Raw genomic sequence first — 14,564 nt, 5'->3', positions numbered from 1 at the left:
ATGTTCCCCACCCCAATCCAGAAGCGCTCCGACGCCGCGCAGGCCACCTACAAGGCGATGCTTCCGCTCGCCCTGATCCTCTGGCTCCTGCCCCTCATCGCGGTCGCCATGTTCTCGGTCCGCCCCGAAGCCGACTTCGCGCGCGGCAACTACTGGGGCTGGCCCTCCTCGTTCGACCTCCTGGAGAACTACGGCAAGGTCTTCCTCGAGAGCGACATGCCGCGCTACCTCCTCAACTCGGTGTTCATCACCGTGCCCACGGTGCTGGGCGCCATCGCGCTCTCGGCGCTGACGGGCTTCGCGCTGGGCATCTACCGCTTCCGCGGCAACCTGCTGCTGTTCTTCATGTTCATCGCCGGCAACTTCGTGCCCTTCCAGATCCTCATGGTCCCCGTGCGCGACCTGACCGTGGACCTCGGCCTCTATGATACCAAGACCGGGCTGGTGCTCTTCCACATCGCCTTCCAGACCGGCTTCTGCACGCTCTTCATGCGCAACTTCATCCGCGCCCTGCCCTACCCCCTGATCGAGGCCGCCCGCGTCGAGGGCGTCGCCGAGTGGCGCATCTTCTGGTACGTAGTCCTGCCCCTGATGAAGCCCGCGCTGGCCGCCCTGGCCGTGCTCATCTTCACGTTCATCTGGAACGACTACTTCTGGGCCGTCGTCCTGACGCAAGGCCCCGACGCCCAGCCCGTCACGGCCGGCATCACCGCCTTCAACTCCCAGTACCGCGCCGCCTACCACCTGATGAGCGCCGGCAGCATCGTCGCCGCCCTGCCGCCCGTGCTGATGTTCTTCCTGATGCAGCGCCACTTCATCGCCGGCCTGACCCTCGGAGCCGTGAAGTGACCCCGAGCGCCCCGCAGCCCCGATGACCGCTGCCATCCCCGCCACCCGCACCTGGCGCCTCGACGCGGGGCCCCAGTGCCTCGCGCTCGCCGCGACGCGCGACCGCCTGCCCCAGTGCATCCACTGGGGCGCGCCCCTTCCCGCGGACGCCGACCTCGCGACGCTCCACGCCGCCCACGCCATCGACGTGACGGGCGGCATGCTCGACGAGAACCCCGACCTCTCGCTGCTGCCCGAGGCGGTGCGCTCGTTCCCCGGCCAGCCCGGCCTCGTGCTGCGGGCCGAGGACGGCACGCCGCTCCTGCCGAAGCTCTGCTTCGCCGCCGAGGAGGCGGGCGACGGCGCGCTGTCGTTGCGCTACGAGGACGCCGCCCTCGGCCTCGCCGCCACGTTCCGCTTCCGCGCCGACGAAGGCACCGGCGTGATCGCCTGCTCCACCGCGCTCGAGTCGGACGCGCCCGTGCACCTCCACTGGCTCGCCGCCCCCGTGCTGCCCGCGCCGCAGCACGCGGCCGAAATGATCGACGTGTCGGGCCGCTGGTGCGGCGAGTTCCAGCTCAACCGCACCGCCTGGTCGCCCGGCATGCGCTACCGCGAGAACCGCACGGGCCGCACGGGGCACGAGCACTTCCCCGGCCTCGTGATCCCCGGCGCGGGCGCCACCAACACCCGCGGCGAAGCCTGGGCCTTCCACTACGGTTGGTCGGGCGGCCACCGCATGATCGCCGAGGAGCTGCCCGACGGCCGGCGACAGGTCCAGTGGGGCCATGCCGCGCGCATGGAGCCCGAGGCGAGCCGCCGCTTCGAGACCGCCACGCTGTACGCGGCCTACTCGGCCGAAGGTCTCAACGGCTGCGCGGTGGCCTTCCAGCGCCACGTGCGCGACCGCGTGGTCACCTGGCCCCGGGGCCGCGCCCACCCCCGCCCCGTCCACTACAACTGCTGGGAGGCGGTGTACTTCCGCCACGAGCTTCCCGTGCTGCGCGACATCGCGGAGCGGGCCGCCGCCCTCGGCGCCGAGCGCTTCGTGCTCGACGACGGCTGGTTCGGCCAGCGCGACGACGACACCCGCTCGCTCTCGGACTGGGAGGTGGACCCGCGCAAGTACCCCGACGGCCTCGGCCCCCTGATCGACCACGTGCACGGCTTGGGCATGACCTTCGGTCTGTGGTTCGAGCCCGAGATGATCAACCCGGACTCCGACCTCCACCGCGCCCACCCGGACTGGGCGCTCGGCGGCGAGGACCAGACCCTGGGCCGCGCGCAGAAGGCCCTCAACATGGCGCTGCCCGAGGTCCGCGACTTCATCTACGATCGCATGGCTGCGATCCTCGCGCGCCACGCGATCGACTACGTGAAGTGGGACCACAACCGCGTGCTGCCCATGCCCGATGCGGCGCAGACCCGCGGCTCCTACGCCCTCCTCGACCGCCTGCGCGCCGACTTCCCCCAGGTGGAGATCGAGAGCTGCGCGAGCGGAGGGGGGCGCATCGACTTCGGCATCCTCGGGCGCACCCAGCGCGTCTGGCTGTCCGATTCCAACGACGCGCTGGAGCGCTTGCGCATCCAGCACGACGCGGCCCTGTTCCTGCCCCTCGCCGTCACCGGCTCCCACGTCGGCCCGCGCCGCTGCCACACCTCGGGCCGCAGCCACGACATCACCTTCCGCGCCTGGGTCGCCGCCCAGCGCCACATGGGCTTCGAGATGGACCCGCGCGAGCTGGACGAACGCGAGGCCCGCGTCCTCTCGGAGGTCACGGCATGGTGGAAGGCGAACCGCGCGTGGATGACGGAGGCCGACATCCTGCGCCTCGACAGCGCCGACCCCGCCGTTCTGGCCGAGCAGCAGATGGCCCCCGACGGCGCGCGCTTCGCCGTGTTCGCCGGCAAGGCCGCCACCTCGGCCCAGATCGCCCCGCGCCCCCTGCGCCTGGCAAACCTCGACCCCGCCGCCACCTACCGCGTGGAGCTGATCAACCGCGCCGACGCCCCCGCCCTCTCGCGCGGCGCGCCGCTCCTCAAGGACGGCCCCATCGACCTCCCCGGCGCCTGGCTCATGCACCACGGCCTCGTCCTGCCCTGGCACTTCCCGGAGACGATGTGGGTGATCGAAGGACACCGCCTGTGATCCCCGCCCTCCCTCATCTTGCCGAAAATACCTCGGGGGTCCGGGGGCAGAGCCCCCGGCGCCACCCACGCACGGAGCCCCGCCCATGACCCCCACCTTCCCCGACCTCGCCGGCGCCTCGGTCTTCGTCACCGGCGGCGGCTCCGGCATCGGCGCCGCCCTGACCGAAGGGTTCCTCAGGCAGGGCGCGAAGGTCGCCTTCATCGGCCGCTCCGACGCCACCGCCTTCGCGGAGAGCATGGAGGCCGCGACGGGCACCAAGCCCCTGTTCATCCAGGGCGACATCTCCGACAACGCGAGCCTCTTCGCCGCCATCGACCGCGCCGCCGAGGCCCACGGCCCCGTGACCCGCCTCGTGAACAACGCCGCCAACGACGACCGCCACGGCACGCTGGACGTGACCGAGGACTACTGGCGGCGGATGATCGACGTGAACCTCGGCGCCTACCTCTTCGCCTCGCAGCACGTGATCCGGGGCCTGCGCGACGCGGGCCTGCCGGGGCGCATCGTCAACTTCAGCTCCATCTCCTACATAATGGGCAACGCCGGCTACGCCGTCTACACCGCCGCCAACGCGGGCATCACCGGCCTGACCCGCAGCCTCGCCCGCGAGTTCGGCCCCGACGGCATCCGCGTGAACGCCCTCGCGCCGGGGTGGGTGCTGACGCAGAAGCAGCTCGACCTCTGGGCCGACCCGGAGGGACTCGCGGCCCACCTGGGCCGCCAGTGCCTCAAGGAACACCTCGCCCCCGAGCACATCGTGGCCCCCACCCTGTTCCTCGCATCCGACGCCTCTGCCATGATGACCGGGCAGGCGATGGTCGTGGACGGAGGCGTGGTCACCACCGGATGAAGAGATGGATCGCCGTCGACTGGGGCACCACCGCCCTGCGCGCCACGCTCGTCGAGGGCGAAGCCACGCAGACGCGCGAGAGCGGCGCCGGCATGAACAGCCTCGGGCGCGAGGGCTTCGAGCCGGCGCTGCTGGCGCTGGTGGAGGACTGGCTTCCCGCCCCGGTCCGCGTCTGCGGCATGGCCGGCGCGCGGCAGGGCTGGCACGAGGCGCCCTACCGGAGCGTTCCCTGCACGCCCCTCGGCGATCCCGTCCGCGTGCCCGCCAGCGACCCGCGCCTCCATGCCACCATCGTGCCCGGCCTGAGCCAGCGCGCGCCCCACCCGGACGTGATGCGCGGCGAGGAGACCCAGATCGCCGGCGTCCTTGCCACCCTCCCCGACTTCGACGGCTGCCTCTGCCTGCCCGGCACCCACACCAAGTGGGTCCACGTGAGCGCGGGCGAGGTGATCAGCTTCCTCACCTGCATGACGGGCGAGCTGTTCGCGCTCCTCTCCGAGCGGTCGGTGCTGCGCCACTCGCTCGCGGGCGACGGCTGGGACGACGCCGCCTTCGCGGAGGCCGCTGCCGAGGCCCTGTCGCGCCCCGAGCGCCTCGCCGCCCGCGCCTTCGGCCTGCGCGCCGCCGACCTGCTGCACGGCCAGGACGCCGGAACCGCCCGCGCCACGCTCTCGGGCCTCCTGGTCGGCGCCGAGATGGCCGCCGCCCGCCCTTGGTGGCTGGGCCGCGACGTGGTCATAACGGGATCGGACCGCACGGCTCCGATCTACGAGGCCGCCCTCGCCGCCGAAGGAATCACCACCCGCATCTTGCCCGCCGGCGCCATGACGCTCGCGGGCCTGGCCAGCCTGGAGGCGCCATGACCCGTCCCCTGATCGCCATCCTGAGGGGCATCGAGCCCGAGCAGGCCGCCGAGGCGGCCGAGGCCCTCGTGGACGAGGGCATCGTCACCATCGAAGTGCCGCTGAACTCGCCCGAGCCCTTCCGCTCGATCGAGGCGATGGTGCGCACCGTGGGCCACCACGCGACCGTGGGCGCCGGCACCGTGCTGGACCCCGACGACGTGGACCGCGTGGTCCGGGCGGGCGGGCGCATCATCGTCTCGCCCGACTGCAACGAGGCCGTGATCCGCCGCACCCGCGAGCGCCACCTCCAGAGCTGGCCCGGCGTGTTCACCCCCACCGAGGCCTTCGCCGCGATCCGCTGGGGGGCCACGGGGCTGAAGCTCTTTCCCGGCGCGATGGCCGGCCCCGTGGGGCTGAAGGCCATGCGCGCCGTGATCCCCGAGGACATGCCGGTCTTCGCCGTGGGCGGCGCCGGCCCCGAGAACTTCGCGGCATGGGTCGCGGCCGGCGCCTCGGGCTTCGGCCTCGGCTCGGCCCTCTACCGGCCGGGCTTCTCGACCGAGGAGATCGGCCGCCGCGCCCAGCGCATCGTCGCCGCCTGGGACGCCGCGAAATGACCCCCACCCTCTTCGACGACCGCGCCTGCGTGCTGGGCGAGGGCCCGCTCTGGCACCCCGAGCGCGAGCAGCTGTTCTGGTTCGACATCGAAGGCCACCGGATGCTCTCCCGCGCGGGGGACGAGCCGCTGGAATGGCAGTGGGACGAGCCGGTCACCTGCGCCGGCTGGGTGGACCGCGACACGCTGATGGTGGTCTCCGCCTCGGCCTTCTGGCGCTTCGACATCCCCTCCGGCGCGCGCCAGCGGCTGGTGGGGCTGGAGGCGGACGACCCCTCGACCCGCTCCAACGACGGGCGCGCCGACCCGGTGGGCGGCTTCTGGGTCGGCACCATGGGGCGCGAGCAGGAGAAGGGGGCCGGCGCCATCTACCGCTACTTCCGCGGCGAGGTGCGCCGGATGTTCGCGGACCTCGCCATCACCATTCCCAACGCCATCTGCTTCTCGCCCGACGGCACCACCGCCTACTTCACCGACACCCGCGAGGGCGTGCTGTGGCGCCAGCGGATCGACCGGGCGGGCTGGCCCTCGGGGCGGCGCGAGGTGTTCTGCGACTTCGGCCCCGTGGGGCTGGCCCCGGACGGCGCGGTTGTGGACGCGGACGGCGACGTCTGGATCGCCCAGTGGGGCGCGTGGCGCGTGGCCTGCCACGGCCCCGACGGGCGCTACAAGCGCAGCCTCGCGGTGGGCTCCGCGCACACCACTTGCCCGGCCTTCGGCGGGCCGGGGCTGCGGCAGATGTTCGTGACCTCGGCGACGCAAGGACTGGACGACGGCGCGCTCGACTTCCAGCCGGGTGGCGGCAAGACCTGGGTGGCGGACATGCCCGTGGCGGGGCAGCGCGAGCACCGGGTCGTGCTGTGAGCGAAGGCCCGCGGCGCGGCGGGTAGCGCCGCGCGCGCCCCGGCGGGCGCGGACCTCCCGAAATCCCTCTCCCCATCCCTCCCGACGGACCCCCGACCATGAAGCGCACCCTCGGCGTCTGCTACTACCCCGAGCACTGGCCCGAGAGCCGCTGGGCCACGGATGCGGCGATGATGCGCGACGCGGGCCTCACCTGGGTCCGGATCGGCGAGTTCGCCTGGTCGCGGCTGGAGCCGGCCCCCGGCGAGCTGCGCCTCGACTGGCTCGCCCGCGCGATCGACGTGCTGCGCGGCGCGGGCCTCCGGGTCGTCCTCGGCACCCCCTCCGCCACGCCGCCGCGCTGGATGCTGGACCGCCACCCGGACATGCTCGCCGTGGACGCCGAAGGCCGCCCCCGCCGCTTCGGCTCGCGCCGCCATTACTGCTTCAGCCACGAGGGCTACCGCGCCGAGGCGGCCCGCATGGCCGGGGTCCTGGCCGAGCGGTTCGCGGACGTGGTGGACGCCTGGCAGACCGACAACGAGTACGGCTGCCACGACACGACGGTCTCCTACTCGGATACCGCCCTGCGCGCCTTCCGCCTCTGGCTCGCCGAGCGCTACGGCACCGTGGAGGCCCTCAACGAAGCCTGGGGCAACGTGTTCTGGTCGATGGACTACGACAGCTTCGACCAGATCGACCTGCCGAACCTCACCGTCACCGAGCCGAACCCCGCCCACGCCATGGCCTTCCGCCGCTTCTCGTCGGATCAGGTGGCGCGCTGGAACGCGGCGCAGGTGGCGGCGATCCGGACGCATTCGGACGCGCCCATCTCGCACAACTACATGGGCCGGGTGACGGAGTTCGACCACTTCGCCACGGGCCGCCAGATGGAGATCGCCACCTGGGACAGCTACCCCATGGGCTTCCTCTTGGACCGGGTGCCCGAGGGGGACACGCTGGCCTACCTCCGCCAGGGCGACCCCGACTTCCAGGCCTTCCATCACGACCTCTACCGCGCCGTGGGCATGGGGCGCTGGTGGGTCATGGAGCAGCAGCCCGGTCCCGTGAACTGGGCGCCCCACAACCCCGCGCCGCTGCCCGGCATTGTGCGGCTCTGGGCGTGGGAGGCCTTCGCCCACGGCGCGGAAGCCGTGTGCTTCTTCCGCTGGCGCCAGGCCGCGCACGCGCAGGAGCGGTTCCACGCCGGCCTCCTGCGCGCGGACGCGGCCCCCGCGCCCGGCCTGGCCGAGGCCCGCGCCGTGGCCGCGGAGCTGAGCGAGGCCCCCGAGGTAGAGCAGGCGCAGGCCCCCGTGGCGCTCGTCTTCGACTACGCCTCGCAGTGGGCCTGGGAGGTGCAGCCGCAGGGCGCGGGCTTTGACCACTTCGCGCTGACGTTCGCCCTCTACCGCGCCCTGCGCCACCTCGGCGTCAGCGTCGACGTGCTGCCGCCCGACGCGGCCTCGCTCGACGGCTACGCGCTGACGCTGGTGCCGGGCGTCCTCGCCCTGAGCGATCCCCTCCGTGCCGCCATCGAGGCCGCCGAAGGGCTGGTCCTCACCGGCCCCCGCACCGCCGTCACCACCCCCGAAATGGCGACGCCCGAGACCCTCGGGCCCGAGGTGCCGGGGCTGGAGGCGCAGGCGGTGCTGGTGGAGACCCTGCCCCCCGGCGCCGAGCGCCCCCTGGAGCGGGGCGGCGCGATCCGCCTCTGGCTGGAGCATCTGGAGGGCACGGCCACGGTGGTGGAGCGCTGCGCCGACGGCACCCCCGCGCTGGTGCGGTCGGGCCGCCGCCTGCACCTCGCCGGCTGGCCGGATGCGGTGGCGGCGGAGCGCATCCTCGGCGATCTCCTGCGCGAGGCCGGGGTGGAGCCGCGCCCCCTGCCCGAGGGCCTGCGCCTGCGCCGGGCGGGCGCGGCGGAGTACGCGTTCAACTACGCCGCCGAGCCGCGGGAGTGGGCGGGCCGCACCCTGCCCCCCGCCGGCGTGCTGCGCCTCTGACGCCTAACGGCAGTAGCTGCCCGACCGGTACCGCGCCGTGTCGAGGTGGAAGTGGTCGCGGTGGAAGCGGTCCGACTCCGGCCCCAGCACCGTGCCGAAGGTGCCGCAGGCGGCGGCGTGCACCGCGCGAAGGATGCGCCCGCCGGTGCCCTTGCCCCAGTCGCCCAGCACGCTGATCGTGCGCCCGTTGGCGAGGCGGATGCCGCCCACGTCCACCGCGCGCCCCTTGCCGTGCTCGGAGATCTTCGCGCCCGCCTGCGAGTTGCGGGTGCGGCAGGCGTAGCCCGCCATGACCTCGAGCTGCACCGGCCCGCCGCCATGGGTGCCCACGGCGGGGATCACGCCGCCGCGCACCCAGTCGTCGAGCGCCTGCGCGGTGCCGCAGTCCATGCGCAGGGGCCGCGAGAGCGTCACCCCCGCCACGCGGCTCACGCGGACCGCGTCGGGAATGCCGCAGGCACCGCGTCCCGCGACGGGCGGGATGCGCCGGCCCGCGATCGAGGCGCGGCCGCACAGGCCCCCGCCGCGCTGCTCCGCCTGCACCCCGCGCGCCGCGGCCAGCGTCACCGCGGGGCGCGTGCCGGGGCGGCCCGAGCGCAGAAGCGTGCCGTCCACGGCCACCACCGGCTTCGCGGCGGTGCGCAGGAACGCGGCGCGGCGCTCCGTGCGCCGCGCCTCCCCCAGGCGCGCCACCGGGCGCGGCGAGCGGGGCACGGCGGCGACGGTCGCGGGAGCCCTGGGCGTGCGCGTCATCACCTCGACCGCCGGGGCGGGCCGCGCCCGGGGCCGGCCGTCGCGCGCGTCGATCGGCGCCGAGGCCCCGCCCCGCGACGAGACCACCTCGTCCAGGATCAAGCCCTCCACCGCGCCCGGCGCCGGCACGGCGGCGGCGAGCTGGTAGGGGGCGGGCCGGGCCACGGGCCGCAGGTCGGCGTCGCCCAGCTCCTGCGCCGCGGCGGGCCAGGCCAAGGCCATGAGCGCGAGCGCCAGCCCCCTCATTCCGCCACCCCCCGGCGCGCGGCGCGCCCGAAGTCCGGGTCGGCCACGTCCTGGCCGGCCTCGATGATGCCGCGGCGGATCGCCCGCGTGCGCGTGAAGTAGTCTTCCAGCATCGCCCCGTCTCCCGTGCGGATCGCCCGCTGCAACGCGAACAGCTCCTCGGTGAAGCGGCCCAGGATCTCGAGCGTCGCGTCCTTGTTGTTGAGGAACACGTCGCGCCACATCACCGGGTCCGAGGCGGCGATCCGGGTGAAGTCCCGGAAGCCCGCCGCCGAGTACTTGATGACCTCCGAGTCCGTGACCCGCCTGAGGTCGTCGGCCACGCCCACCATCGTGTAGGCGATCAGGTGCGGCGCGTGCGAGGTGACCGCGAGCACGAGGTCGTGGTGCTCGGGGTCCATCTCCTCGACGTTCGATCCCATCGCCCGCCAGAGCCGCGCGAGGCGCTCGGCGGCCTCCGGGTCGGTGCCCTCGGGCGGGGTCAGCAGGCACCAGCGGTTCTCGAACAGCTCCGCGAAGCCCGCCTCGGGGCCGGAATGCTCGGTGCCCGCGATGGGGTGGGCCGGCACGAAATGGACGCCGTCCGGCACGTGCGGCGCCACGGCGGCTATCACGTCGCGCTTCACGCTCCCGACATCGCTGACCGTCGCGCCTGGCTCCAGATGCGGCGCGATCGCCTCGGCCACGGCCCCCATCGCGCCCACCGGCACGCAGAGGACGACGAGGTCGGCGCCCTGCACCGCCTCGGCGGCCGTGTCGCAGACCCGGTGCACCAGCCCGCGTCGAAGGGCGGTCTCGCGGGTGGCCGCCGAGCGGGCATGGCCCACGACCTCGCCGGCGAGCCCGCTCTCACGCATCCGAAGGCCCATGGAGCCGGCGATCAGCCCGAGGCCGATGAGGGCGACGCGGCGGTAGATCACGCCGCCCGCTCCGCGCGGAAGGCCGCGAGCGCGTCGAGGACGCGCGCCACGCCCTCGGCATCCCCCACGGTGATCCGCAAGCCTTCCGGCAGCCCGTAGGCGGCCACGCGGCGCACGATCACGCCGCGGGACTGGAGGAAGCTATCGGCGGCCTCGGCGGCCTCGGCGCTCTCCAGCCGGGCCAGCACGAAGTTCGCCTCCGAGGGATCAAAGGCGATCCCCAGCGCGTCCAGCCCGGCCTGCAGGGCTGTGCGGTTCGCCGCGTTGTCGGCGCGGGTGCGGCGCAGGAAGGCCTCGTCCCGCACGGCGGCCTCGGCGGCGGCGAGCGCGGGGGTCGACAGGTTGAACGGCCCCCGCACGCGGTTGAGCACGTCGATCACCGCACGCGGCCCGTAGCCCCAGCCGACCCGCATGCCGCCCAGCCCGTAGATCTTGGAGAAGGTCCGCGTGACGACGACGTTCTCGCGCGTCTCGGCCAGCTTCAGCCCGCCGTCGAAGTCCTCGACGTACTCCGCATAGGCCCCGTCAAGCACCAGCAGGCACCCTTCGGGCAGCCCGTCCGCCAGCCGCACCACGTCCTGCCCGCCCAGCATCGTCCCCGTCGGGTTGTTGGGGTTGGCGAGGAACACGAGGCGGGTGCGCTCGGTGCAGGCGTCCAGCAGGGCGTCCACGTCGGCGCGGCGCGCCCGCTCGGGCGCGGCCACGGGGGTGGCGCCGGCGGCGCGGGCGCTGATGGGGTACATCAGGAAGCCGTGCTCGGTGTGGAGCACCTCGTCGCCGGGGCCCGCGAAGGCTTGGCAGAGGAACGTGATGACCTCGTCCGAGCCGACGCCGCAGATGACGCGCTCGGGGTCGAGGCCGTGGGCCTCGGCGATGGCCGCGCGGAGGCTCGCATGATCGGTGGGCGGGTAGAGATGCATCGTGCGCAGCGCCCCGGCGGCGGCCTCCACGGCCGAGGGCGGCGGGCCGGCGGGGTTCTCGTTGGACGACAGCTTGAGCACGTCCCGCACGCCCGCGACCTTGGACGCGCCCCCCTGATAGAGCGCGATCTCTAGGATGCCGGGCTGCGGCGGGGGGGCGGACGGCATGGGCGGCTCCTCGTGGTCCGGGGCCTTCTAGCGGCGGCCGGGGGGCGAGGGAAGCGCGCGGCACGACGGCGGGCGGCGGGGCGCTTGTGGCGGCGGGCGGAACCTGCGGGCGCCGGGACGGAGGGCCGCGGGCGCGGGCCTGTCAGACCACGACGTCGACGACCGCCTCCTCTCCCGCATCCGTCGCCGCGAAGGACATCGAGACGGCCTGCGCCTCTTTGCGCGACAGGCGGCGGAAGATCCTGTCCCGGCCGTTGGCGGGATGCCCCTCGATGTAGAACTGGGTGGTCAGCACCTCCCGTTCGCCGTCGAACAGCTTGACGTGGATGTGCGGCGCGCGGCCGGGGTAGGTCACGGGCTTGATGGTGCGGAACGCGTAGCCGCCGTCGGGGCCGGTGACGTCGTGGCCGAAGCCTTGGAAGGCCGCGTCGAAGGCGATCGCCTGGCGGTCCCCGGCGTGAAGGTACTTGCCGTTGGTATCGCACTGCCAGATCTCGATCCGCCGGCCCGCGAGCGGCGCGCCGGAGCCGTCGAGCACGCGGCCCCGCAGGACGAAGACCTCGCCGCCGGCCTCGCGGACGGCACCCAAGACCCTGACCAGATCGTTGTCGACGTCGGCCCCACGCATGGCAGGGGCCGGATAGAAGGGCCCTTCGGTGGCGGGCGGCGTCGGGCCCGCGGCGCGCGCGGGCCTTGCCAAGGCGGAGACGCCGAGCGTGCCGAGGGTGCCGCCGACGAAGCGGCGGCGCGATCGTCCAAGTCCGTCCATGTCGTCCATCCGTTCCGGTGCGGGCCGTTCCCCCACGGAGCATACCCGAGATTCCGCCTCGTTCACAGGCGCGTCGCTGCGGCGCACGGGCGCCACCTCGCGCTACAAAAAACTCTGCGGATCGATGTCGATGCTCAGCCGGGTCGTGCGGGGCAGCTCCACCTGCCCGGCCCATTCCGCCAGCGCGGACTGGATCGGCGCCTGCCGGGGCGCCTTCACCAGCAGGCGCACCCGGTGCCGCCCCCGGATGCGGGCGATGGGCGCGGGCGCGGGTCCCCAGACCTCGGCGCCGATCGCCTCCAGCGCGCCGGCCCGCCGGGCGAGGTGGTTGCCGATGTCGAAGGCCACCGCCGCCTCGGGGTCCGAGATCACCACGCCGGCCATGCGCCCATAGGGAGGAACCCCCGCGGCGCGGCGGGCGGCGGCCTCCTCGGCCCAGAACCCCTCCTCGTCGCCGGCGAGGATCGCGCGGATCACGGGGTGCTCGGGCTGGAACGTCTGCAGGAGCGCCTCGCCCGGCCGCTCCGCGCGCCCAGCCCGGCCCGAGACCTGGCGCATCAGCTGGAACGTGCGCTCGGCGGCGCGCAGGTCGCCGCCCTGCAGCCCGAGGTCGGCGTCGATCACGCCCACGAGGGTGAGGAGCGGGAAGTTGTGCCCCTTGGCGACCAGCTGCGTGCCGATCACGATGTCGGCGCCCCCGGCGGCGATCTCCTCGACGGCGGCCTTCAGGCTGCGGGCCGAGCCGAAGAGGTCGGACGACAGCACCGCCACCCGCGCCTCGGGGAAGAGGGCGCCGATCTCCTCGGCCATGCGCTCCACCCCCGGTCCCACGGGGGCGAGCTTGCCCTCCACGCCGCAGCTCGGGCACGCATTCGGCATCGGCGCGGTCTCGCCGCACTGGTGGCACATGAGGCGCTTGAGGAAGCGGTGCTCGACCATGCGCGCGTCGCACTGGTGGCAGGCCACCTGCTGGCCGCAGGCCCGGCACAAGGTCACGGGCGCGTAGCCCCGGCGGTTCAGGAACACGAGCGACTGCTCGCCCGAGGACAGCCGCACGCGGATCGCGCGCTCCAGGGTGGGCGAGACCCAGCGCCCGCCCTTCACGTCCTCGGCGCGCATGTCGATCGCCGAGAGCTTCGGGAGCGCAGCAGGGCCGAAGCGCGAGGTGAGGTCGAGCCGCGCGTACTTGCCCGCCTCGACGTTGGCCCAGGACTCCAGCGAGGGCGTGGCCGAGGCCAGCACCACTTGAGCGCCCTCGCAGGAGGCGCGCAACACCGCCATGTCGCGGGCGGAATAGAGCACCCCGTCCTCCTGCTTGTAGGCGGTGTCGTGCTCTTCGTCGACGACGACCAAGGCGAGGTCCGGGAACGGCAGGTAGAGCGCCGAGCGCGCGCCCACCACCAGCCGCGCCTGCCCCTCGGCCACCATCCGCCAGCAACGCCGGCGCTCGGCTTGGGTGACGCCCGAGTGCCACTCGGCCGGAACGGCGCCGAACCGCGCCTCGACGCGGGTGAGGAACTCGGACGTCAGCGCGATCTCGGGGAGCAGCACGAGGGCCTGGCGGCCTTGTGCCAGCGCCTCGGCCACGGCCTCCAGGTACACCTCGGTCTTGCCCGAGCCGGTCACGCCCTTCAGCAGCGTCGTGCCGTAGCCCCCCGCCGCCACGGAAGCGCGCAGGGCGTCCGCGGCCTCGCCCTGATCGGGGGCCAGCGCCTTGCCGGGGCGCGCGGGGTCGAGCGGGGGATAGGGCGCGTCGCGGGGGCGGTCGATCTCGCGGATCGCGCCGGTGGCGGCCAACCCCTTGAGCACGCTCGCCGAGACGCCCGCCAGCTCGGCCAGCTCCGAGGGGGCGAAGGTGTCGTCGGGACGTGCCTCGAACACGGCCAGCACCTTCGCGCGCGCCGCCGTGGCGCGGCCCGGATCGCCGGAGCCTCGGGCATACACCGTGCGCTTGCCCGGAGCCTCGCCGAGGCCCGGCGCGCGCATCGCGAGGCGCAGCATGGAGACGAGGGGGGTGAGGGTGTAGGCCGCCGCCCTTTCCAGGAAGTCGCGCATGCCGGGGCGCATGGGCGGCACGTCGAGCACGGAGGCCACGGGGCGCAGCTTCTCGACGGGCCAGTCGCCCTCGGCCTCGCCCCAGACCACGCCGAGCACGCGGCGGGGGCCGAGGGGCACCTCCACGAAGGCGCCCACGGCCGCGCCGCCCTCGGGCGCGCGGTAGTCGAGCGGCCCGTCGAGCGGCTGCGTGGTCAGCACGGCCAGCGGCTCGCCGTGGGCGAAGTGTCGGGGGTCGGAACGCATGGGGATCATATCGAGGCGGCGGCGGGGGAATGGAAGGGCTCGGCGCACCCCGTGCGGGCCAAGGATCGGGCCGGTGGGGCGATCCGGGCGGCGAGGTGCAGGCCGTCGCCGGAAATGGAAACCGCACGTTCCCCATGCCGGGGCTCCGCCCGTCCGCAGGCGGATCGGTCCACTGGACCGATCCCAAGATGCCTGCGGACCCCCGAGGCATTTTCGGCCAGAGAAGGAGGGGTCCGGCATCCCGCATCCGCCGTTCGCATCGCGGACGGACAACGGGACGCCTTCCCCTGGCACGGCCATCGGCTCCTCAGCCTGTGCTGCGCCGCGACGGTTTCACGATTTGATTAAGA

12 protein-coding genes are annotated in these 14,564 nt (G+C 74.0%); 7 read left to right on the top strand and 5 right to left on the bottom strand.

Translation table 11 applies throughout. From position 1 onward, the window contains the following. The 7 genes from K3554_RS06255 (at position 1) to K3554_RS06225 (ending at position 8,137) form a co-directional block, all read left to right on the top strand. Positions 1-849, top strand: coding sequence for a carbohydrate ABC transporter permease (locus K3554_RS06255; protein ID WP_259945003.1), 849 nt, complete (start codon positions 1-3; stop codon positions 847-849). Between the two features lie 22 nt (positions 850-871). Next, entirely contained in the window at positions 872-2,977 is a 2,106-nt protein-coding gene (locus tag K3554_RS06250) for an alpha-galactosidase (protein ID WP_259945002.1), read from the top strand. Positions 2,978-3,062: 85 nt separating this feature from the next. Beyond that, positions 3,063-3,830, top strand: coding sequence for an SDR family NAD(P)-dependent oxidoreductase (locus tag K3554_RS06245; RefSeq protein WP_259944999.1), 768 nt, complete (start codon positions 3,063-3,065; stop codon positions 3,828-3,830). Further along, positions 3,827-4,693 carry a 2-dehydro-3-deoxygalactonokinase gene (locus K3554_RS06240; RefSeq protein WP_259944997.1) on the top strand — a complete coding sequence of 289 codons (867 nt, stop codon included), beginning with the start codon at positions 3,827-3,829 and terminating at the stop codon, positions 4,691-4,693. The genes K3554_RS06245 and K3554_RS06240 overlap by 4 nt, the downstream gene beginning before the upstream one ends. Further along, complete coding sequence (locus K3554_RS06235; protein ID WP_259944995.1) at positions 4,690-5,292, top strand: 2-dehydro-3-deoxy-6-phosphogalactonate aldolase; 603 nt, start codon at positions 4,690-4,692, stop codon at positions 5,290-5,292. The genes K3554_RS06240 and K3554_RS06235 overlap by 4 nt, the downstream gene beginning before the upstream one ends. Beyond that, a complete protein-coding gene (locus tag K3554_RS06230; RefSeq protein WP_259944993.1) occupies positions 5,289-6,155 on the top strand; it encodes an SMP-30/gluconolactonase/LRE family protein in 867 nt (288 codons plus the stop codon). The genes K3554_RS06235 and K3554_RS06230 overlap by 4 nt, the downstream gene beginning before the upstream one ends. A 98-nt stretch (positions 6,156-6,253) precedes the next feature. After that, complete coding sequence (locus K3554_RS06225; RefSeq protein WP_259944989.1) at positions 6,254-8,137, top strand: beta-galactosidase; 1,884 nt, start codon at positions 6,254-6,256, stop codon at positions 8,135-8,137. Between the two features lie 3 nt (positions 8,138-8,140). Here K3554_RS06225 and K3554_RS06220 read toward each other — a convergent pair whose 3' ends face one another. From K3554_RS06220 to K3554_RS06200, 5 genes are all read right to left on the bottom strand, one after another. Next, the gene (locus K3554_RS06220; protein WP_259944987.1) at positions 8,141-9,136 is read right to left on the bottom strand and encodes an extensin family protein; all 996 of its coding nucleotides are present in this window, start codon (positions 9,134-9,136) and stop codon (positions 8,141-8,143) included. Next, entirely contained in the window at positions 9,133-10,005 is an 873-nt protein-coding gene (locus K3554_RS06215; protein ID WP_259945805.1) for a prephenate/arogenate dehydrogenase family protein, read from the bottom strand. Before K3554_RS06215 ends, K3554_RS06220 begins: the two co-directional genes overlap by 4 nt. A gap of 47 nt (positions 10,006-10,052) precedes the next feature. Further along, the gene (hisC, locus tag K3554_RS06210; protein WP_259944986.1) at positions 10,053-11,144 is read right to left on the bottom strand and encodes a histidinol-phosphate transaminase; all 1,092 of its coding nucleotides are present in this window, start codon (positions 11,142-11,144) and stop codon (positions 10,053-10,055) included. A 142-nt stretch (positions 11,145-11,286) separates the two neighbouring features. Further along, positions 11,287-11,922: a protocatechuate 3,4-dioxygenase gene (locus K3554_RS06205; protein ID WP_259944983.1), complete on the bottom strand. Its 636-nt coding sequence runs from the start codon at positions 11,920-11,922 to the stop codon at positions 11,287-11,289. Positions 11,923-12,015: 93 nt separating this feature from the next. Beyond that, positions 12,016-14,214 carry a primosomal protein N' gene (locus tag K3554_RS06200; RefSeq protein ID WP_259944980.1) on the bottom strand — a complete coding sequence of 733 codons (2,199 nt, stop codon included), beginning with the start codon at positions 14,212-14,214 and terminating at the stop codon, positions 12,016-12,018. Positions 14,215-14,564: the final 350 nt, after the last annotated feature.

The organism is Jannaschia sp. W003, assembly GCF_025144335.1.
Lineage (GTDB): Bacteria > Pseudomonadota > Alphaproteobacteria > Rhodobacterales > Rhodobacteraceae > Jannaschia.
This window is presented reverse-complemented; position numbering and strand designations above follow the sequence as displayed.